The following is a 22411-nucleotide window of genomic DNA, read 5'->3' as shown; positions in this document are numbered from 1 at the left end:
TGTTTTTTTATTCAGTTACATATTGTTAAAGCAGTAAAATTGTTATATATAAAACTTAAAAAATCTGAATACCGTCAGAATAAACACTTTCAATTTTGTAATTTTTATCCATAATTATAAAATCAGCTTTTTTGCCTGTTTCTATGGAGCCAGTTACCTTATCGGCACCTATTGCTCTTGCGGGATAAAGGGTGGCACTTAAGATTGCTTGTTCTAAAGGAATACCTATTTCCAGTGCTTTAAGGAATGCTTTATAAATAGTTGTTGTTGAGCCTGCAATGGTACCGTCCTCTAAAGCTGCTTTTCCGTTTTCTACCGTTACCTTCTGTCCGCCCAGTTCATAGATACCATCCTCCAAACCGGCAGCACTCATAGAATCGGAGATTAGGATTAGTTTCTCAGGAACCGCCTTGAACATAAGTCGTATCACCGAGGGGTGAATATGGATACCATCACATATGATTTCAGCATTTACATTATAGTCTGATACCGCGCCGACTATACCAGGAGCTCGGTGGTGAAGTCCATTCATTGCATTGAACAGATGGGTTACATGGCTGGCTCCAGCCTTAATGGCTTTTACTGCAGTATCATAATCACAGGAGGTATGAGCCAGAGATATTACTTTATCTTTGCTGTACTTCTCTATAAATGGTATAGCGCCTGGAAGATCAGGATCCAGATCAATGATTTTTATTCTGTCACCAGAAAGCCCATTGAGTTCTTCGTATTTCTCTTCATTGACAGATAGAAGATAACGGGTATCGTGGGCACCCTTTTTGGAAGCTCCTAAAAAAGGACCCTCCATGTTAATGCCAATAATACGGCTGCCTCCGGTTCCTTCTTCACAAACCTTTTTGATGTTTAACATAGCTCTTTTGTATGTATCATAACCGATTGTCATAGTGGTGGCAAGCAGGGAAGTAATACCGTTTGCTGCATAGAAACCGCACATTTTCTTTAACTCTTCCGGTGAAGAAGTGGTAAAATCATAACCGATGCAACCGTGAGAGTGGAGTTCAATAAAACCTGGAAGAATGAGTTTATCGGTACAGTCAATGGCAGGTTCTTTCAGCTCATTGCTTTTATGGCTTGTAATTTCTGAAAAATTACCTTCTAGTATCTTAAAATCTGCTTTTTGGAAGCTGTCATCAATAAAGACAGATGCGTTCTGAAATAACATATTAATAACCATGCCTTTCTTAAGCCTGCAATCATGAACCACAGGCTAAAATGGTGAAATATAGCTTAGCGGGTATTCATATCGTATTCATATCATCCCTCAAAGGAACAAACAACAGTCAGGTCAGGATGAAACTGCAGGATGGAAGCGGGAACATCGGGAGTTACCGGTCCAAATATTGCTTTGTGAATGATTTCTTCTTTGTCCGGGCCGTTTGCGATCAGAAGTATTTTTCTTGACTGCATAATGGATTTGATACCCATAGTGATAGCTTTCTTTGGCACATCGTCGATATTCTGAAAAAAGCGGGCATTAGCCTGGAGAGTGGTTTCGTTCAGTTCTACGATATGGGTAGCTTTTTCAAAGGAATTACCGGGTTCATTAAAACCAATATGTCCGTTATGTCCGATACCTAATACCTGAAGGTCGATTCCTCCTAAATCGGCTATGAGATTTTCATAACGAATACATTCAGATTCTAAGTCTTGCGCCAGTCCATTAGGAACATGCGTATTTTCGGGTTTGATATTTATATCAGAAAAGAAGTGATCGTTCATAAAATATCGGTAACTCTGGGGATCTTCAGGTGATAAACCACAATATTCATCCAGATTTACAGAAACAACACGGGAAAAATCGATATCTCCTTTCTTGTACCATTCAATAAGCTGTTCATAAGTTCCCACAGGTGTTGAGCCTGTGGCAAGCCCTAAGACACTTGAAGGCTTAAGGATAACCTGAGCTGAGACTACATTAGCTGCTTTTCTGCTTAGATCTTTATAACCGTTGGCTTTAATCAGATTCATGATACGTACCTCACAAGGATTTTTTATAATGAAAGAATAAAGATTACAGCACTGATATTCTTTCGTAGTATATCTGATTCTATAGTATCTTATGAAATTCTAAAAATCAAGGAAAATAAAATATATTTTCATCAAATAAAGAAAAATATATTTAATTTAGAGAGTGAAAAGTCTGAGAGTTAGGCTAACCAGACAGATATTATTGACAGATGAAAAATACAGGGCTACAATTCTAATAAGAAAATATTTTTCATTAAAACTAGATTTATAGTTGGTAAATGTGAATGTGAGTGGTTTGCGAAAACACAGTAGTTAAAGAACGAAGCAGTTAATAGGCATACAGAGGGGAGTCCGAATGAAGAAAGAAGAAGTGCTTAAGAAGATCAAAGGGGGATTAATTGTATCCTGCCAGGCATTGCCGGAAGAACCATTATACAGCTCTTATATCATGTCGCGGATGGCTTTGGCTGCAAAGGAAGGTGGAGCCTGCGGTATCAGAGCAAATACACCTGAGGATATCAGATGTATCAAAGAAACCATAGACTTACCTATTATTGGCCTCACCAAGAGTATTTATAATGACAGTGAGGTGTATATTACACCAACCCTAAAAGAAGTAAAGGAACTTATGGAGGTTCAGCCTGATATTATTGCTTTGGATGCTACCAATCGATTAAGACCTGGGAGGATGACTTTAAAAGAGCTTTTTCTCAAAATCAAAGAAGAATATCCTGAGATGATATTTATGGCTGATTGCGCTACCTTTACAGAGGCCTTGGAAGCCTCTGTACTAGGATTTGATATTGTGGGTACCACCCTTTGCGGGTATACAAGGGAAACCAGAAATGAGAAACTTCCAGCACTTTCACTTATGAAGGAGATGGTGGAAAAGCTCCCGATTCCAGTTATTGCTGAAGGAGGAATCAGTTCGCCGGAGGAGTTGAAAGAAGCGCTTAATACCGGTGTATTTGCGGCAGTTGTAGGGGCTGCCATAACAAGACCGGCTGTAATAACGAAAAAATTCATCAATGCCATTAGAAAATAAACGATATTATAGAGAAAGAGTGGGAGGGTAACATGGCAGGAATACTGGACAGAATAAAAGAAAACTATGCTGGATTTACGAAAGCCGAAAAAAAAGTAGCAGATTATATCTTTGAAAATCCCAGAAAGGTGCTGTATACATCAATTACTGACCTGGCGCAGTATTGTATGGTGGGAGATACCACGGTTTTTCGATTCTGTAAGGAATTAAAATTAAATGGATATCAGGATTTTAAAATGCTTCTGGCACAGGATATAACAAAAATGGGAGAAATTAAGGAACAGGTTGCTGGTATCATAGAAAGCGGAGATGATACCAGGACAATATGTGAAAAGACTTTGTCTGCTCATATGGACGGGCTTAAGGAGACTTTTCAGCTGCTGGAGTATGAGCAGGTTGCCAAAGCAGCAGATCTTATGTCAGCGGCCAGACGTATTCATTTCTTTGGAGTAGGATCTTCGGGAACAATAGCATTGGAGGCCAAACAAAAGTTTATGAGAATTATACCAAATGTTGAATTTACGGGAGATGGGCATATGCAGCATATAGCGGCCTCACTTATGGATTCCAGGGACCTGGCAATTATTTTCTCCTATTCCGGTTCAACAAAAGATATGATAGAGGTTCATCAGCTATTAAAGCAAAATGGCTGTCCTACCGTTATCATAACCCATTTTGCCAAAACAGCTCTCACCGCGCAGGCTGACGCCATTCTTTTATGCGGTTCGAATGAAGGACCACTGGATGGTGGTGCATCAACCACATCCATTGTTCAGCTTTATATTCTCGAAATCTTATATCTTCAATTTTTTGTAAAGCATTATAACCAGTGCTCAGAAAACAAGGCACGGACAACAGAATCAATATCCGGAAAACTGTTATAACCAAGATGTAATAATGCATAAATTATAAGGAAATATATTACATTAAATACGTGCAATGTGTATAATAATATATAGATAAATAACTTTATATTGAACATAACCTCCATAAATGCTATGATAAAATTGCATTATAATAGATTGGAGATGGAAAATATGGATATCAGGGTAGAGATTTTTCAAGCAGCATCCATTGTTGTTTCAATACTTGCTTTTATTGCAGCCTTCTGGCTGTATCGCTGGGTAAACAAGAGGCCTTCTTCCAATGAGCGGATTGCTCAGGTAGGAAAGCTGATACGTAATGGTGCAAACACATTTTTAGCGAAGGAATTTAAAGTTTTATCCCGTTTCTGCGGTGTGATCGCAGTTGTTATCTTTCTGTTTTTGCCTGATCCTGTTTGGGAAGGCGGTCTTTTTGACAATGTGTTAATGGCATTGTCCTACATCTTTGGTACTTGTTTTTCTGGTATAGCGGGAAAGGTCGGTATCAGCATAGCCACTATTGCGAACATCAAAGCAGCAGAATCATCAGTCAAGGGTATCAGACCTTCCTTTATGGCAGGCTTTCGCGGTGGAGCAGTTATGGGAATGGCAGTGGTAGGTTCCAGCCTTCTTGGCGTCACCCTGGTACTGCTGCTTACCGATAATACAACAGCCCTTCTTGGCTTCAGCTTCGGTGCCAGCTCCATGGCGTTATTTGCCAAGGCCGGCGGTGGCATCTTTACAAAGACTGCCGATATCAGTGCCGATCTGGTAGGGAAAGTGGAACTTGGAATTCCGGAAGATGATCCGAGAAATCCGGCTGTTATTGCTGATAATGTAGGAGATAATGTAGGTGATGTGGCAGGTATGGGTGCGGATCTATTTGATTCCAATGTAGCTTCTATGGCAGCAGCGCTGGTTATGGCAAGTGCTCTGGATAAAAGCAGCGGAGGAAGCGGCAATGCCAGTATGGTATTCTGTTATAGCGCCTTGGGACTTCTTGCCTCCATTACTGGTGTACTGACGGCAAGAATGAAAGAAGGCGGCAATCCCGGCAGAGCGTTAAACAGTAATACCTATGTAACGACAGCATTATACGGTGTACTGACAGCACTTGCTACATATATATTTAACTTTGAATGGCGTATCTGGTTTGCCAGTGCCATTGGTCTTGCAGTTGGCGTTGTTATTGGCCTTGCCAGTGATTATTTTACTGATGATTCCAGGAAACCTGTCCATATGGTAGCCAAAGCCTCGGAAGCAGGTCCGGCCTTTACCATATTATCTGGTATATCCTATGGGCTTATGAGTATTCTGCCTTCCATGATCGGAATTGGTATATCAGCATTGGCAGCTTATAAGATATGTGAACCTTTAGGAGCTGGTTATCCCATGTTTGGTATAGCTATGGCTGCCGTAGGAATGTTGTCCATTGTAGGCATGATTATTTCCAACGATGCTTATGGACCCATTGTTGATAATGCCAGAGGCCTGGTTGAAATGGGTGGGCTGGGTGAGAAAGCCCTGGAAATAACAGATACCCTGGATAGTGCCGGGAATACCGTAAAAGCTGTTACTAAGGGGTTCTCCATAGGAGCTGCAGGACTTACGGTTATTGCCTTGTTAGGTGCTTTTATCAGTGAAGTGAATACTGCTGCGGCAGAACTTGGCAGACCGCTTATAACCGGATTTGATATTTTGAATCCGACAGTCTTTTTCGGACTGTTATTCGGAGCGGCAATTCCTCCTTTGTTTTCTGCCATGCTGATGTTAGGTGTGGACAGAAACGCACAGAGGATGGTTGATGAGATACACAGACAATTCAGGGAAATAGAAGGATTGAAGGAAGGCAAAGACGGTGTCGTACCGGAGTACGATAAATGCATTGAAATTGCTACCCATGGGGCGCTGAAGGAACTGGTACCGGCTGGCTTAATGACTATTATTGCAACGCTTCTTGTTGGATTTATTGGTGGTGTATCAGCTGTAGGCGGGTTCATTACCGGAAATATTGTAAGCGGTTTAATATTTGCCTTATTTATGTCCAATTCAGGTGGGTTATGGGATAATACGAAGAAATATGTGGAATCCGGCCACCATGGGGGCAAGAATTCAGCTGCTCATAAATCGGCAGTAGTTGGAGATACAGTAGGAGATCCTTTTAAGGATACAGCCGGTCCATCTCTAAATACTCAGATCACTGTGGTATCGCTCATTGCTTCCCTTACTGCTACGGTCTTCCTTACTATTTCCTTGTTTGGCTGAGGTATGAGAGGTGCTCGCATTACTTGACATAAGCTTTTATTGATGATTGATATAAGATAAGAAAAATAAAAATAGAAAGAAGGACTTTGCTCTGCAGCTGGTAAGTCATCTACCATACTACAGGTGCATAAGCCCTTCTTTTTACGCATTCTATTAAATTATGCTATAAGTATTTACGTGAATTAAGATACGGTTCCGATATAAAGCTTAATCTTATCGATTCTCTTTTGTTTAACGGAGATAATCTTAAATACCAGGTTATCAATTTCTATTGTACGGTCTTCATCATCGCTGGGAATAGCACCCATAGTATCAATGAGGAAACCGGATATGGTATCATAATTTTCAGAAGAAATGCCTAAATCTAATTCTTCATTAAGCTCGTCTATTGTAAGTAAGCCATCCAATAAGTAAGTGGAATTATCAAGCATTTTAATTTTGGGAACATAAATATCGTATTCATCCTCGATATCTCCCATAACTTCTTCCACCAGATCCTCCATGGTAACAATACCGGAAAATCCTCCATATTCATCTATCAATACAGCAATATGGTTTTTAGAGACCTGAAGCTCTTTGAACAGTTCATAAATATTCTTGCTGTCAGGCACTAAATAAGGCTTGATTAGAATAGAACGCATATTGACATTGGTGTAGCCTACCTTGATAGCTTCCTTCATATAATCCTTAAAATATAAAATACCGATAACATTATCAATATCATCCTCATATACCGGGATTCGGGAATATTTTGTGTCCATCAACCTATCTACATAGTTTTCTATGGGATCAAGGATATTGATGGCAAAAACATTAACCTTGGGGGTCATAATTTCTTTGGCAAGTGTATCATCAAATTCGATGATGGAATTAATCATTTCCCTTTCATTTTCATTTAGTACCCCATGTACTTGTCCCTCATCAATTAAAGACTTGATCTCTTCTCTTGATAATATATCCTCCTGAACATTTACCTTTGAACCAAATAATTTCATAACCAGATTGGTCGAGAAAGAAAGCAATTTGATAAATGGTGATGCTACTTTGGATAAAAGGTTAACAGGGCCAATTACAAACATACTGATTTCTTCTGTTTTCGAAAGAGCAATTCTTTTGGGAACCAATTCACCGAAAACCAATGTAAAGAAAGCAAGTATTATTGTTACAAGGAAAAAGGAAATTTCATCTCCATAAGGAATATGAATTTTCAAAAGAAATTCTCCCATAGGTCCGGATAATCCGGTAGCTGCAGATCCGGCTGAGAAGAAACCAGCTAAGGTTATGGCAACCTGTATGGTTGATAAGAACTTTGTGGGTTCCTCCATGATCTTCTGCACCAGTTCGGCTTTTTTATTACCGCCATCAGCAAGCCTTTTGATTTTGTTTTTGTTTGATGATACCATGGCCATCTCGGCACAGGAAAAAAATGCATTGATAAGTGTTATAACGATTAGTATTAGTATTTGTAAAAAAATACTATCCCCGTCAGGGTCAGGATCCATTATGATTATTCCTCCTAAAAAAATTTTGTATCTATTATAGCATAGATTAGACAAAATAGCAAGTTTTTAGTACTGGTTTCTAAAAAACCCCATGAAAACATAGGAAATACAAGGATAACAAATGGGAAAAAATACTTTATCTGTTGGCAGACTTCGGATAAGATAGCGGAATTAAAGTATAATAGGATGTGATGCGTAAAGATGATGAAGCGGTAATAGGTAATTGATTATGCAAGTACTCTTATAAAAATACATGTATTTGTACTTTTATAAACGGGAAAAATTTTAAGAAGTCCCAATTCTAAATTATTGATAAATACTCTTAAAATTCTAAATTGTTTTGTTGTATACAATTATGCAAAGTCTTGAAAAGCCTGTATTTTCAAGACTTTTCTCATGCCAAGATAGGATTTTGTCTGAAAAAGGCAGGTTGACAGTACCCACAAAATGGTTTATAATCGGAGAGAAAGTAAGCGTTTACAAAAAGGACTGATTTAAGCGGTTTTTTCAGGAAAAAATGCATACTTCATATTGAATTGAAAACTGGTGAATTAAGACGGCAGACAGGTAACTAACATGTTGACAAGTACAGCAGACAGCAAGAAGCAGCTTATGACAAGTTGTAGGAAGCCGGTGTCTTACATTACATAGGAGATCGGGTTTAATAAATGTTGGAAGGTACTATGCTAAACGGCTCTGGGATACAGAATATGTCAATTCAGGAAACGCATTCGTCAGGAATGCTGTATAAATTGACACAACTGATGAAGGAACAGGCTGGGTAGCAGATAGCCAGAAATGGCATATAGCTAGAAAGGATGATTAGGTGAAAGAATTGTTACAGAAATTTAATTTTTCGAAAGAATTACAAGCAATACTGGACAGTTGTAAGAGCGTAGTAATCCCTGCTACAAAAGAGGAATTGCTGGCTCTTTCCTTTGGCCCTGAAGGCGGAAACGATTATGAAGTAAGGTATGACGTGGAAGGCAAAGGCTCTGTTTTGGAAGCTACCGTAACCAGATGCAGAAACGGTGTTATTGGTAACTATCCGGAAGATTATATGAGAAGAAGAGACCCGGACTGTAATCTGGTATCTGATGAGAAAGAGTCAGACAAACCGAGATATCAGGACCTTTACAAAAAGGATTTCAGCGAACTGAGAGACGCGACATTTGAGTGGCTTAAGAAACAGGACCTTTTTATAGTTCCCTTTATGGCCGGTGGAAGAGAGTACGGATATCCCGCTATTCTTTTAGCACCTGTTAACGCAGGCTTTTTTGGTGCTGCTTTAGCTGACTTACAGGAGTTTGTAAGCGTTAACGATATTGAAAGTGGCTTTGAACCAAAGGCAGTGGTTTATCTTGCACCTCCATTCCGTCATACTCATTTTGATGGTAAACAGGTGGTAGTCCATAATCGTTTGGATGACGTACATGAAGTATTCTCTTATAATCTTTATCCAGGTCCCAGTGCCAAAAAAGGTATTTACAGTGTGCTTTTAAATATAGGTGAACGTGAAGGCTGGACGACATGTCACGCTTCAACGGTTAAAGTTATCACTCCATATGACAATGAAATAGTTATTATGCATGAAGGTGCATCCGGCGGCGGTAAGAGTGAAATGACAGAAAACATTCACAGAGAGTTAGATGGTAAAGTTGTTCTTGGTGTGAACACCCTTACCAAAGAAAAGACATATATCGAACTGGTAGATGCCTGCGAGCTTCGTCCTATTACGGATGATATGGCTCTATGCCATACAGATATGCAGAATGAAAGCCATAAACTGGTTGTTAAGGATGCGGAAGACGGCTGGTTCTTACGTCTTGATAACATAAAGAAATACGGGGATTCTCCTCAGCTTGAGAGTATACTTATTCAGCCCCCCAGACCATTGGTCTATATTAATATGCAGGCTATTGAGAAGGCAACCTGTCTTCCCTGGGAGCATATTATTGATTCCGATGGCAAACCCTGCCCCAATCCCAGAGTTATTCTGCCCAGAGAGTATGTGCAGAATGTAGTCAGTGAACTTGCTGAGGTTGATATCAGGAGTTTTGGTGTTAGAACACCACCTTGCACAAAAGAGAATCCCAGCTACGGTGTAATCGGTTTATTCCACGTACTTCCTCCGGCACTTGCATGGCTGTGGAGACTTGTAGCACCCAGAGGTTACAATAATCCCAGTATTAATTCTACCAATAAGATGACCAGTGAAGGTGTTGGTTCCTACTGGCCTTTTGCTACCGGAAAGATGGTAACACAGGCTAACCTGCTCTTGAATCAGGTGAAGCATTCCACTCATACCAGATATGTTCTGATTCCTAATCAGCACATCGGTGTATATGAAGTTGGTTTCATGCCTCAGTGGGTGGCAAGAGAATATATTGCAAGAAGAGGCGGCGCTAAGTTCAAGCCTGAGCAGTTAGTGGAAGCACGCTGCAATATCCTTGGTTATTGTCAGGAATCTATCCGCATTGACGGACGTTATATCAGACAGGATTTCCTTCGTCCAGAACTTCAGGCTGAAGTTGGTATTGAAGGTTATGATAAGGGAGCTAAGTTATTAGTAGACTTCTTTAAAGAAGAGCTGGTTAAGTTTAAGACAGATGATCTTGATCCGTTAGGAAGAGAGATTATTGACTGCTTCTTTAATAATGGTTCCTTGGAGGATTATGGAGATATTCTCCCCATGAGATATTAATGATAACTAAGATGTAAAATAATAATATATTGCTGTTATCAGCAGAATGAATGATCGCTGAAAGAGTATGAGAGGAATTGTAAAAGAATCTCATACTCTTTTTGTTGTTTTCTATTGATGCCTTTGATATTAATTGGAAGAAAACAACATATATATAACCAAAATGGTTTTCAAGCAGGGTGTATGACGCAGGAAGAGCAGAATAAAATAATTAGTAATGACTATATAGATGTATTAATTGAGTATGATGCGGATCTTACACGTATGAAAGATGTTTATGGTGAGACCATGCAGATTTTAGACGATACTTATGCGGTGGCATATATACCTGTCAGTAAAACACAGGAAAGATTGGTTGGGGACATAGGCTATACCGCCATACCTAAATTATTTGGATTGTTGGAATCACCAACAATTGAAGCAGTTGGACTTAACAGATTAGCAAGACTTCCCGGACTTAATCTGAAAGGAGAAGGTGTTATTCTTGGATTTGTTGACACAGGAATTGATTATTCACTTTCTGTATTTAGAAAAAGTGACAATACTACCAGAATTATATCAATCTGGGACCAAACCATAGTTAATCCGGAGGCAACACCGGAGACTTACAATTATGGAAAGGTATACACAGAAGATAATATAAATGAAGCTCTTAGAAGTGAAGCACCTTTATCCGTTGTACCTAGTGTGGATGAACTGGGGCATGGAACGGCTTTGGCTGGTTTAGCAGGCGGAGGTGAAGTACAGGCAGAGAACTTTACCGGAATTGCAACCTTAGCAGAGCTGGCAATGGTTAAGTTAAAACTGGCAAAAGAAAATCTCAAGGAATATCTGTTTGTTCCGGCTGAAACCATCGCATACCAGGAAAATGATATTATGGCAGGTGTACTTTATCTTGTAAATCTGGCAAAACAACGAAATAAACCCATTGTTATCTGCATAGGCCTGGGGTCTAATATGGGAGGCCATGACGGCAGGGAACCCATAAGCCTTATGCTTTCAAGACTGGGTGAAAGAAATGGGGTAGTTGTTGTGTTGCCTGCTGGAAACGAAGGTGCTGCCGGACACCATTACTTTGGTACCGTTGAAGATACAACTAACAGTAATTTAGTGGAAGTAAATGTTGCTGAAGATGAAAATGGTTTTACCATGGAACTCTGGGGGCAGGCCCCTGGCGTATATTCCATTGATATCACTTCGCCTTCGGGAGAATATATACCCAGAATACCGGCCAGGCTTGGAGAAAGCAGAACCATCCGTTTTTTGTTTGAAAGTACCATTTTATATATAAGTTATCTGATAGCAGAGGCTCAGACCGGAGATCAGCTCATCTTTCTGCGGTTCGTCAGACCTGCACCGGGCATCTGGCGTTTCAGGGTATATGGAATCAAGGATATAACCACAGGTTTTCATATCTGGCTTCCTATGACCGGTTTTGTAAGAGAGGCCACCAGATTTGTAAAACCCAACCCGGAAACTACAATTACAACGCCAGGAAATGCGGGTATACCAATAACTGTAACTGCCTATGATTACAGAAATCAAAGTATTTATTTAAATGCAGGCAGAGGCTTTACACGGTTAAATAACATAAAGCCGGAACTTGCTGCACCTGGAGTCGAACTGCTATGTCCAAGCTCTGAAGGTTTTGTAGCTAAAACTGGCACCAGTATGGCTGCAGCTGTAACGGCAGGAATTGGTGCGCTGCTTTTGGAATGGGGACTTGTACGCGGTAAATTGATTTACATGGATTCAACAGCCGTAAAGCAATTTCTTATTCGTGGTGTTAAGAGAAGTACCAATGAAGCCTACCCCAATAAAGTATGGGGCTTTGGTATGATTGATATTTACAGGACTTTTGACAGCTTAAGAGGAGAATCCACATTATAAAATTTTAAAATGAATAAGATTCCACGGTGGAAGCATACTTATCCTGCAATAATTTTTATGGGGGTTTTTGTTGTTGACCTTCAGACTTTTTTCTACTACAGATGCAGGAATATCAAATCTTGAATTTGATATTCACTGAAAGGAGTTATTATGCCAAAAGACAGTCAGCCTGATAACAAAAAGGCAAGAATGGAAAAAGCAAATTACCAGACACCAATAACCAGAGAAAATCAGAACCAGAACAGAAATGCCAAGAAAAAGTCAGCAGAGCATAATGATGTGTAAGCAGTTGCTGTCCTAAGATGCAAAGGAGGGATTGAAATGGCAAAAGCCGGAATGAGACGTCCGGACCCAAAAGAACCCCATGGAACAATGGAGCATATCGGATTTAAGGGCAAGAAGAATGAAGAGAAGCCTGTACCTGAGATTCAGGGTAAAGCAAAAAGCGGTCATGAAAAGGCCAATCCCATAAAGTTCGACGGAAAATGGTAGCTAAGAATCTGTAAAAGGAGAAAGCTCTATGGTATTTCGTCTTTACGCTTTGAGAGATCAGAAACAATCAAAGTTTAAAGATGGAAATACTATAGGGCTTTTTCTGTTCTGCAAGGGTTGTATAAATAGGGTGCTATTGGCAGGGAAATGCAAAAGAGAATGATTTAGGGCTTGCAAAGATTATATCCGAGTATTATAATAGGGATTAAATTAGTAGGAATTAAAATAGTGGGAATTAATAAGCTGCTAAAATTATGTAGAAAGGTCAGTGATGTATACATGTCAGAGAAATTACTTGAGATCAAAGGGCTCAGAGTGAGTGTGGAAAATAAGGATATTTTAAATGGGTTGAATCTTACGGTGAACAAAGGAGAAGTTCATGTGATTATGGGACCAAACGGTGCTGGTAAGTCAACCCTTGGTTATTCTATCATGGGACATTCAAAATATATTGTTGAAGAAGGAAAAATCCTTTTTGAGGGTGAGGATATCACAAATGAAAAAACAGATGTCAGAGCGAAGAAAGGGTTATTTCTTTCTTTTCAGAATCCGGAGGAATTAACCGGAGTAAGCCTTGAAAGCTTTCTGAGATCCTCCAAAACAGCTATTGACGGCAAACTGCCAAAAGTAATGGCATATCGGAAAGAGCTGGGCAAGACCATGGAAAACCTTGGTATGGACAGGGAATATGCAGACAGATATTTAAATGTGGGCTTTTCCGGAGGTGAGAAGAAAAAGTCTGAAATTCTTCAGATGCTTATGTTAAATCCCAAACTTGCCATACTGGATGAGACGGATTCCGGCCTTGATGTTGATGCGGTAAAAATTGTCTCAAAGGGAGTAAAAGCCTTTAAGAGTAAAGAGAATGCACTTCTTATCATAACACATAATACAAAGATTCTGGAGTATCTGGATGTTGATTATGTTCATATTCTTTCCGAAGGTAAACTGATCATGACTGGTGGACCGGAGCTCGTTGAGACGGTCAACAGGAAAGGCTTTAAGGCGCTGCATAAATAACTTAAGGCGGTATGATTCATAGATATGTCGTGTGAGCGACGGGAAAGAGAGGTAATGATGGAAACAGTGAAAAATAAGACTTATGTTGAAGATGTTAACCGAAGTATATACGACATCAAAGATAAGGTTAATGCCTCCTACAAAGCATCCAGAGGATTGACATCCGGAATCGTTAATTCCATATCACTTGAAAAAAATGATCCGGCTTGGATGAGAGAATTCAGGCAGAAATCTTTAAAAATATACAATGAATTGGATATACCGGTATGGGGGCCAAGTATTGAAGGGCTTCATATGGAGGATATCGTTACTTATGTCAGACCGAACACTCAGATGCAGTTAAAGTGGGAGGAGGTTCCGGAGGATATCAAAAATACCTTTGAGCGTTTGGGAATACCCCAGGCTGAACGTACCTCTCTGGCAGGTGTGGGAGCGCAGTATGACTCAGAGGTAGTGTATCATAATGTCAGAGAAGAGGTTAAAAGTCTCGGTGTTATCTATACCGATATGGAAAGTGCCTTAAGAGAGCATGAGGAGCTGGTAAAAGAGCATTTTATGAAGCTGGTAACTCCAAGAGATCATAAGTTTGCTGCTCTTCACGGAGCAGTATGGAGCGGTGGTTCCTTTGTTTATGTACCGCCTGGTGTGTCTGTTGAGATCCCTCTGCAATCCTATTTCCGTTTAAATGCTCCCGGAGCAGGACAGTTTGAGCATACGCTGATAATAGTGGATAAAGGAGCAAATCTGCATTTTATTGAAGGTTGTTCAGCACCTAAATATAATGTAGCCAATCTCCATGCGGGCTGTGTGGAATTGTTTGTCAGAGAAGGCGCAAGGCTTCGTTATTCAACCATTGAAAACTGGTCTAAGAATATGTTTAATCTCAATACAAAGCGTGCTTCGGTGGCGAAAGACGCAACCATGGAATGGGTATCCGGCTCCTTTGGCTCCAGAGTATCCTATTTGTACCCCATGAGTATCTTAAAGGGTGAAAATGCAAAGATGGAGTATACTGGTATAACCTTTGCGGGTAATGGTCAGAGCCTGGATACAGGGGTTAAGGTAGTGCATGCAGCACCTAACACTTCTTCCCATATGAGTTCAAAATCAATATCCAAGGATGGCGGCACAAGTACTTTTAGAAGTGCTGTTGTAATGGGAACAGAAGCAGATGGTGCCAAGTGTGCAGTATCCTGTGAATCCTTAATGTTGGATTCTAAGTCACGTTCTGATACCATCCCGGTTATGGATATTCGAAATGATAATGTGGATATCGGACATGAAGCCAAGATAGGCAGGATCAGTGATGATACGATTTTTTATCTTATGAGCAGGGGATTAAGTGAAGCGGATGCCAGAGCCATGATTGTAAGCGGCTTTGCTGAACCTATAGCAAAAGAGCTTCCTTTGGAATATGCGTTGGAAATGAATCAGCTGATACGCCTTGAAATGGAAGGCAGTATAGGATAGCTAATGTTTGTGTCTGCGCTGGACACAGAAACAACAGGAACGAAACAGCAGCGTAGAAATGGGGAAAACGATGATACTGGAATTAAAAAATACCAATAAACTGCCAATGAAGACTTTTCGTTGGCTGGGCGTTAATGAATTAAATATCAGGCAGGAAATTCCGGATATTAAACCCGTAAAGTTCTCTGATTTTACAGGTGAGAGCCTCGACCAGCTTGTAGTAACAAAAGATAATACTTATTCAATTCAGAAAATTCCCCAGACCGGAATGGGTGAAAGTGCAGAGGAATTTATAAGAAATAACCAGAATAGAAAGCTAACCTTAACCTGCCCAAAGGGTAAACGGTTATCAGAGCCTGTGTATATAAATAATCTGCTGGATAAGGAGCGCGCGGCATTGGCAGAAGAGATGTTCGTTGTGGCAGAAGAAGGAAGTGAAATAACCCTGGTTCTTACTTATGAAGGAAAAGAAGCAGAACCGTTATTTCATGGCGGGTTATTGTATCTGATAGCCGGTAAAAATGCCTTGATAAACCTTATTCAGATACAGCTGCTGCCGGATTCCGGGGTACATCTAAGCAATATTGGAGCGGAATGCAAAGAAGGCGGAAAGGTAAGAATTACCCAGTGTGAATTAGGTGCTGGTTATCTGGCCAGCGGTATTCAGGCCGATTTAAAGGGTGATGACAGCGAGTTCCAGGTAGATACCATTTATTTTGGTGATAAGAACCGTTCCCTGGATTTTAATTATGTGGTCAATCATTACGGCCGGAATTCAAAGAGTGAGATGAATATTAACGGAGCCTTATTGGACAGCAGCAAAAAAATATTCAGAGGTACAATAGACTTTAAAAGAGGGGCAGCCGGAGCAGAAGGTGCAGAAGGCGAATATACTCTGCTCTTTGATAAAACCATAAAAAATGTATCCGTACCTTTAATTTTATGCGGAGAGGAAAATGTATCGGGTAAACATGCAGCAAACAGCGGAAAGATAGATGAGGATAAGCTTTTTTATATGATGTCCAGAGGACTAAGTGAAACCGAAGCGAAAAAACTAATGCTGGAAGCCTGGTTTCATCCGGCTATAAAAAACATCCCCACAGAAGAATTAAAGGAAAAAGTCAGCAATTATGTGAAGGAGAGGATGAGCCATGTCAGCAGCCTGCAGTAATGTGTATATCAATGACTTTCCCCTGTTAAAAGGGAAGGGTGAAAAACCTTTGGTTTATCTTGATAATGCGGCTACTACCCAGAAGCCGGAGTCTGTCATAAAAGCAGTGGAAGAGTATTATAAAGAATACAATGCCAATCCTTATAGAGGGTTGTATGATATCAGTGAAAAAGCAACTTTTGAATATGAAGAGGCAAGAAACGCCGTTGCAGATTTTATTAAAGCAAAAGATGCTGCGGAAATCATATTTACCCGAAATGCAACGGAAAGCCTGAATCTTATAGCCTATAGTTATGGCAAAAACAATATTAAAGAAGGGGATGAAATTCTCATCCCCATTTCCGAGCATCACAGCAACCTAATACCCTGGCAGCAGCTTGCCAAAGAGAAAAATGCAGTTTTAAAGTATCTCTATACAGATGAGCAAGGACGTCTTAAAGAAGAGGAGATAGAAGAAAAGATTACAGCTAAAACGAAAATTGTGGCTTTTGCCTATGTGTCGAATGTGACCGGTGCCGTTTATCCTGTTAAGAAAATAACAGAGAAAGCCCATAGTGTAGGAGCTGTAACCGTTATTGACTGTGCACAGAGTATTCCTCATTATCCCTTGGATGTAATTGATCTTAATGCAGATTTTGCAGTCTTTTCCGGACATAAAATGCTGGGTCCTATGGGAATTGGCGTTCTTTATGGAAAGAAAGCTCTTCTGGAAGAAATGCCTCCTTTTCTTACCGGAGGGGAAATGATTGATTTCGTATCAGAACAGGAGTCAACTTTTGCACCTTTGCCTCAAAAATTCGAAGCGGGAACGCCAAATGTGGGAGGCGCAATAGGTCTGAAAGCGGCAATCGGGTACCTCAAAGAGACAGGATATGACAGAATTAGAGAAATTGAAGAAGAGCTTACCACTTATGCTCTTGACAGACTGAGGGAATTACCTTATGTTACTATCTATGGTGAAAAACATACTGCGGATGACAGAAACGGTGTAATATCTTTTAACATACAAGAGGTGCATCCTCACGATGTCTCCTCCTTATTAAATGCAGATGGTGTCTGTATTCGTGCGGGTCATCACTGTGCTCAGCCTTTCATGAGGTATTTAGGAGCGGCGGCTACCTGCAGGGTGTCTTTCTATTTTTATAATACCAAAGAAGATATTGATAGGTTTATAACGAGCTTAATGAAAGTGAGGGGGTGGCTTGGTCTTGGGAATTGAAAATGTATATTCGGAAATCTTAAGAGAACATGCGAATTCCAATCATAACAAACATCATCTTGAACATCCAGACAGGACGAAACGCGGTATTAACCCAAGCTGTGGAGATGAGATTGAGCTGGAATTAAACATCAAAGACGGTATCATAGAGGATGCCTCGTTTGTAGGCAGCGGATGTGCAATATCCCAGGCTTCTGCATCGATTATGATAGATTTGATAAAAGGTAAAAGTCTGGAAGAAGCAGAATTGCTTGCACAGACCTTTACTGGTATGATAAAAAATGAAATTAAAAAGGAGGATGAGCTAGAGATATTGGAGGATGCTGTTGCCCTTAAGGATATATCCCACATGCCTGCCAGAGTCAAATGCGCAGTATTGGGCTGGCATACTTTGTCAGAGACGATAAATAAGGACAATGAATAAGCCTTAACAGAGGAAATAGTTAGAACATAATCTATAAATAAGTAGGAGAATGCCATAGAAGTATGCAATTTGCATCTTTTTATGGCATTTTGGTTATTTAACAAGTTTTTGGAAAAAATAATGACTATGAAAAGTGAGGTGTTCTATGACTAGATTTGATGATATGTATCGCAAGCTAACGAAGGATTATGTTGATGGAAAGGAAAAAAATATCAATTTTGATGAATATGATCCCCATCAATTGGATTGCCTGTTAAATCCAAAGAAATATCCTCCGATTTTGCATATAGGTGAATGTTCCTGCCCTCCGGATAAGCCGTCTGCCTGCGTTGACAGCTGTATTTTTGAAGCTATCAAAAAAGATGAGAACGGAAAATTGATAATTGATAAAGAATTATGTGCCGGCTGCTGTGCCTGTGTTGATGCCTGTAAGGCGGATAAGCTGACAGCCAGCAAGGATGTACTTCCTGCCCTGACGGCTATCCATGAGGCAAAGGGCCCTGTATATGCCTTGATAGCTCCTGCATTCTTAGGCCAGTTCAATGAAGAGGTAACACCTGGTAAGCTTAGAAATGCCTTTAAGTATCTGGGCTTTGAGGGAATGATAGAAGTAGCATTATTTGCTGATATTTTAACCTTAAAAGAAGCGCTGGAATTTGATAAAAACATTCTGACTGAAAAGGATTATCAATTGACCAGCTGTTGCTGCCCTATGTGGATAGGTATGATAAGACGAATCTATAAGGATCTTATGCCCCATGTTCCGGGAGCGGTTTCTCCCATGGTAGCCTGCGGACGAACCATTAAAGTACTGCATCCGGAGGCAATCACCATATTCATCGGACCTTGTGTAGCCAAGAAAGCAGAAGCAAGGGAAAAGGATATCAGTGATGCGGTTGATTTTGTTCTTACCTTTCAGGAGGTTCAGGATATTTTTGAGTATGCAGGTATTGACCCAGGCAAAATGGATGAGAGCGAAAAAGACCATTCCTCAAGAGCCGGCAGAATTTATGCCAGAACCGGCGGAGTCAGTGAAGCAGTCAAAGGGACAGTAGAGCGATTGAATCCTGACAGGAAAATCCATGTGAAAACCAGACAGGCAGACGGTGTACCGTCCTGTAAGCAGATGATTAACGAACTGCTGGAGGGGAATGGAAATGCAAATTTCTTTGAAGGAATGGGTTGCGTAGGCGGATGTGTAGGCGGTCCTAAGGTTATGATTGACAGGGAAGAGGGAAGACAGCATGTTAATGCGTATGGAGACAGTGCGGCTTACCCCACACCCATTGACAATCCTTATGTAATAGAACTGCTGCATCGTTTAGGGTTTGATACGGTAGAGAGTCTGCTGGAGCATAGTGATATATTTACGAGAGAATTTTAAGTATAAACTTAAGTTTTGTTGTACACATACAGAGAGGACAGTTTGCGGGAGGTAGTGTCTGGAGGTATTTAACAAAATTAAGATGGGATTTTAGCGTATCATTAATATATAGTTAAGAAATTAACAAACATACTAATTATGGGGAAAAATACCATTGTATGAAATGTTAGGAAAGAGTAAGAAGTCAGTAAATTCTTTGTAGAATTCTTGTATAGACAAAAAGACTTATGTAAAATACTCTATTAATTAAGATAATATATTATTTTTCTGTAGATTTATTATGGAAAATGGTGTATTATTATTCCCGTGGGTTAAGGGACGCAGGGATTTTATAAGAAGAATTTTAGGATAGTTTCATTTTCGACGTTAAAATGCCATAGTAATTTCATGTGTGGTACAGGAAGATGATAAAATTAAGATTCCGCTTATGCAGAATATTTTCAATAGAAAAAATTAGGTGATTTCGTGGAAATGTAATCTGTATCCAGGGTGATTTGAAATAATTAAAAAATTCACAAGGAGGATTAAGGTATGAGAAAGACCAAAATAATCTGTACATTAGGCCCATCAACGGATAAGGGTGACGTAATGAGAGAATTGGCTCTTGCAGGTATGGACTGTGCAAGATTTAACTTCTCACATGCTGATCATGAGGAGCATTATGGCCGTTTGGTTCGATTAAGACAAATCAGGGAGGAATTGGATATTCCCATAGCGGCTCTGCTGGATACAAAAGGACCTGAGATTCGTATCGGAAAATTTACAGAAAAAAAGGTAAGCCTGGTAAAAGGACAAACATTTACTTTGACAACCAGACAAATAGAAGGAACACAGGATATTGTTTATATAAATTATGAGCATCTGGTAAAAGACATAAGTGTTGGAGCTACCATTCTGATTGATGACGGTCTCGTAGGAATGACAGTTGAAAGCCTTACTGAGACAGATATCATCTGTACCGTTCAGAATGACGGTTCGATTTCCGACAATAAGGGAGTTAACGTACCTGGTACAAAACTTACAATGCCCTTTATCAGCGCTAAGGATAGAGATGATATCATTTTTGCCATCGAAAAGGGATATGATTTTATCGCGGCTTCTTTTACAAGGAGTGCCGCAGATATTATGGAAATTCGTAAAATTTTTGCTGAGTATAATCATACAGGAACTAACATTATCGCTAAAATTGAAAATATGGAAGGCGTTGAAAATATCGATGAGATAATTGAAGCAGCTGACGGTATTATGATTGCCAGAGGTGATATGGGGGTAGAGATACCTTTAGAGGACGTTCCTGTAATTCAGAAGATGATCATCAAGAAGGTATATAACGCAGGCAAACAGGTAATTACAGCAACTCAGATGCTTGATTCTATGATGAAGAATCCAAGACCTACCAGAGCAGAATCTACTGACGTTGCCAATGCTATTTATGATGGCACCAGTGCTATTATGTTATCCGGTGAGACTGCAGCAGGATTGTATCCGGTGGATGCACTTAAGACAATGGTACGTATTGCTATTCGCACCGAGCAGGATATCGATTATAAGAAACGTTTCCGTTTGCTGGAGACAGAAGAGAATCCAAGTATTACAGATGCAATTTCTCATGCAACCTGTACTACAGCTCATGACCTGAATGCAGCAATGATTATAACCGTTACCCAGTCCGGACAGACTGCCAGAATGATATCCAAATACCGTCCGGCATGCACTATTATCGGTTGTACTACTGAGAAGCATGTTTGCAGACAGCTTAATTTGTCCTGGGGTGTTAAACCACTTCTGATCAAAGAAGAGCAGGATACATTCGTTTTATTTGAGCATGCGGTAGCTACTGTAGAAGAAAAAGGTTATTTAAAGCATGGTGAGTTAACTGTTATTACAGCAGGTGTTCCTCTAAGAACTTCCGGAACGACGAACATTATTAAAGTTCATATTGCGGGAAACCATTATTAATAAAGGCGGGAGTATATGTCGATTATTACACTTCACACTTTGAATGAAAAGCAAAGGGAAGATATCAATCAACTGATTACTGCCTGCAATGAAAATGACAAACTTAAGCGGCTGCCGGTTTTGGAGGAGGGTGACAATTATTATCCCGAACTTAAGAGTTACTATTGCTTCTATCAGAAGGAAGTTCTCATAAGTACCTTGATACTATACCAACCTTTTCCGGATGAAGCCGAAATTTCAGCCTATACCCTGCCTTCCCACAGAAGGCAGGGTTATTTTAAATCTCTTTATAAGAAAGCGGTTAAGGAGCTTAAGAAATTTGATATTTCCATTGCAGTATTAGTCGTTGAAAATAAAAGTATTACCGGTAAGGCGTGTGCAGAAGCCTTAAAAGCAAAGGCTGGAAGAGCAGATTATTTGTTGTCTTACGAGATAAAATCTGACAGGAACTATAAAAAGGCATTTCAGGAGACCTTATTGGTAGAACAGCTAACTGGGGATAATCTGATGGAGGGGATAGAAGTATTCCGGGAAATATTTGAATGGGAGCAGGATACAGTACAGGAAATGTTGGAACTTTCACTTGAGGATTCCAATACACAGACCTTTCTTCTGCGTTCAAAGGGAAAAGCCATTGGAATTTTAAGTCTCCATCTTGGTAGCAAGGATGCCTCTGTCTATGGTTTTGGTATCCGAAAGAGGTACCGGGGAGAGGGGTATGGAAAAGCTTTTCTTGTATGGGCTGTATCAGAAATAAAAGATATGGGAAGAGAAAAGGTGTTGCTGCAGGTTGAAAGCGAAAGTAAGGAAGCCTTGCAGCTGTATAAAACCTTTGGATTTTCCATTGTTGAACAATACGATTATCATTATATGACAATTTAAGAGAAACTCTGACTGCGCTTCGTTCTTTTTAGAAAAGGGAAGATTGAATAAATTGAGTATTGCTACTAGTATCCGTAAGAGTAACAAGGGACTTGGCAGTGGCATATGATATGCTAAAAGAATACTTTGAGG

At 40.0% G+C, this 22411-nt stretch carries 17 protein-coding genes and 1 pseudogene; 15 read left to right on the top strand and 3 right to left on the bottom strand.

Annotation, left to right across the window (positions count from 1 at the left end):
- Positions 1-55 precede the first annotated feature (55 nt).
- Together nagA and nagB are read right to left on the bottom strand one after the other, a co-directional pair.
- Entirely contained in the window at positions 56-1195 is a 1140-nt protein-coding gene (gene nagA / locus R2R35_RS02520) for an N-acetylglucosamine-6-phosphate deacetylase (RefSeq protein ID WP_317732920.1), read from the bottom strand.
- A gap of 80 nt (positions 1196-1275) precedes the next feature.
- On the bottom strand, positions 1276-1989 hold the full coding sequence (nagB, locus tag R2R35_RS02515) for a glucosamine-6-phosphate deaminase (protein WP_317732919.1): 714 nt from the start codon (positions 1987-1989) through the stop codon (positions 1276-1278).
- A 355-nt stretch (positions 1990-2344) separates the two neighbouring features.
- On the opposite strand from nagB, the gene R2R35_RS02510 reads away from it, so the two are divergent.
- The 3 genes from R2R35_RS02510 (at position 2345) to R2R35_RS02500 (ending at position 6162) form a co-directional block, all read left to right on the top strand.
- The gene (locus tag R2R35_RS02510) at positions 2345-3034 is read left to right on the top strand and encodes an N-acetylmannosamine-6-phosphate 2-epimerase (protein WP_317732918.1); all 690 of its coding nucleotides are present in this window, start codon (positions 2345-2347) and stop codon (positions 3032-3034) included.
- Positions 3035-3066: 32 nt separating this feature from the next.
- Positions 3067-3918 (top strand): MurR/RpiR family transcriptional regulator, encoded by an 852-nt coding sequence (locus R2R35_RS02505; protein WP_317732917.1) that lies wholly within the window; start codon positions 3067-3069, stop codon positions 3916-3918.
- A gap of 153 nt (positions 3919-4071) precedes the next feature.
- Positions 4072-6162 carry a sodium-translocating pyrophosphatase gene (locus R2R35_RS02500; protein ID WP_317732916.1) on the top strand — a complete coding sequence of 697 codons (2091 nt, stop codon included), beginning with the start codon at positions 4072-4074 and terminating at the stop codon, positions 6160-6162.
- Positions 6163-6344: 182 nt separating this feature from the next.
- Here R2R35_RS02500 and R2R35_RS02495 read toward each other — a convergent pair whose 3' ends face one another.
- Positions 6345-7664: a hemolysin family protein gene (locus tag R2R35_RS02495; RefSeq protein WP_317732915.1), complete on the bottom strand. Its 1320-nt coding sequence runs from the start codon at positions 7662-7664 to the stop codon at positions 6345-6347.
- Between the two features lie 826 nt (positions 7665-8490).
- On the opposite strand from R2R35_RS02495, the gene R2R35_RS02490 reads away from it, so the two are divergent.
- The 12 genes and pseudogenes from R2R35_RS02490 to R2R35_RS02435 all read left to right on the top strand — a co-directional run bounded on the left by R2R35_RS02490 (position 8491) and on the right by R2R35_RS02435 (position 22279).
- A complete protein-coding gene (locus R2R35_RS02490) occupies positions 8491-10368 on the top strand; it encodes a DUF4914 family protein (protein ID WP_317732914.1) in 1878 nt (625 codons plus the stop codon).
- Positions 10369-10551: 183 nt separating this feature from the next.
- Positions 10552-12258, top strand: a complete 1707-nt coding sequence (locus tag R2R35_RS02485; RefSeq protein ID WP_317732913.1) for a S8 family peptidase — start codon at positions 10552-10554, stop codon at positions 12256-12258.
- Between the two features lie 150 nt (positions 12259-12408).
- Positions 12409-12543 (top strand): hypothetical protein, encoded by a 135-nt coding sequence (locus R2R35_RS02480; RefSeq protein WP_278248529.1) that lies wholly within the window; start codon positions 12409-12411, stop codon positions 12541-12543.
- A 36-nt stretch (positions 12544-12579) separates the two neighbouring features.
- Positions 12580-12750 (top strand): hypothetical protein, encoded by a 171-nt coding sequence (locus tag R2R35_RS02475; RefSeq protein WP_317732911.1) that lies wholly within the window; start codon positions 12580-12582, stop codon positions 12748-12750.
- 279 nt (positions 12751-13029) lie between these two features.
- Positions 13030-13770 carry a Fe-S cluster assembly ATPase SufC gene (sufC, locus tag R2R35_RS02470; protein WP_317732910.1) on the top strand — a complete coding sequence of 247 codons (741 nt, stop codon included), beginning with the start codon at positions 13030-13032 and terminating at the stop codon, positions 13768-13770.
- Positions 13771-13836: 66 nt separating this feature from the next.
- Positions 13837-15240 carry a Fe-S cluster assembly protein SufB gene (sufB, locus tag R2R35_RS02465; RefSeq protein WP_317734730.1) on the top strand — a complete coding sequence of 468 codons (1404 nt, stop codon included), beginning with the start codon at positions 13837-13839 and terminating at the stop codon, positions 15238-15240.
- A 58-nt stretch (positions 15241-15298) separates the two neighbouring features.
- The gene (locus tag R2R35_RS02460) at positions 15299-16411 is read left to right on the top strand and encodes a SufD family Fe-S cluster assembly protein (RefSeq protein WP_317732909.1); all 1113 of its coding nucleotides are present in this window, start codon (positions 15299-15301) and stop codon (positions 16409-16411) included.
- Positions 16392-17630 (top strand): cysteine desulfurase, encoded by a 1239-nt coding sequence (locus tag R2R35_RS02455; RefSeq protein ID WP_317732908.1) that lies wholly within the window; start codon positions 16392-16394, stop codon positions 17628-17630. The genes R2R35_RS02460 and R2R35_RS02455 overlap by 20 nt, the downstream gene beginning before the upstream one ends.
- Positions 17620-18054, top strand: coding sequence for a Fe-S cluster assembly sulfur transfer protein SufU (gene sufU / locus R2R35_RS02450; protein ID WP_317732907.1), 435 nt, complete (start codon positions 17620-17622; stop codon positions 18052-18054). The genes R2R35_RS02455 and sufU overlap by 11 nt, the downstream gene beginning before the upstream one ends.
- A gap of 145 nt (positions 18055-18199) precedes the next feature.
- The gene (locus R2R35_RS02445; RefSeq protein WP_317732906.1) at positions 18200-19438 is read left to right on the top strand and encodes a [Fe-Fe] hydrogenase large subunit C-terminal domain-containing protein; all 1239 of its coding nucleotides are present in this window, start codon (positions 18200-18202) and stop codon (positions 19436-19438) included.
- A gap of 531 nt (positions 19439-19969) precedes the next feature.
- Positions 19970-21388: pseudogene (gene pyk, locus R2R35_RS02440) on the top strand (pyruvate kinase); the annotation flags it as partial.
- A gap of 24 nt (positions 21389-21412) precedes the next feature.
- Positions 21413-22279 carry a GNAT family N-acetyltransferase gene (locus tag R2R35_RS02435; RefSeq protein ID WP_317732905.1) on the top strand — a complete coding sequence of 289 codons (867 nt, stop codon included), beginning with the start codon at positions 21413-21415 and terminating at the stop codon, positions 22277-22279.
- Positions 22280-22411 lie beyond the last annotated feature (132 nt).

It is taken from the genome of Anaerocolumna sp. AGMB13020 (assembly GCF_033100115.1).
Taxonomy (GTDB): domain Bacteria; phylum Bacillota; class Clostridia; order Lachnospirales; family Lachnospiraceae; genus Anaerocolumna.
The sequence above is the reverse complement of the archived record's forward strand: the minus strand, read 5'-3'. Positions and strand labels throughout refer to the sequence as shown.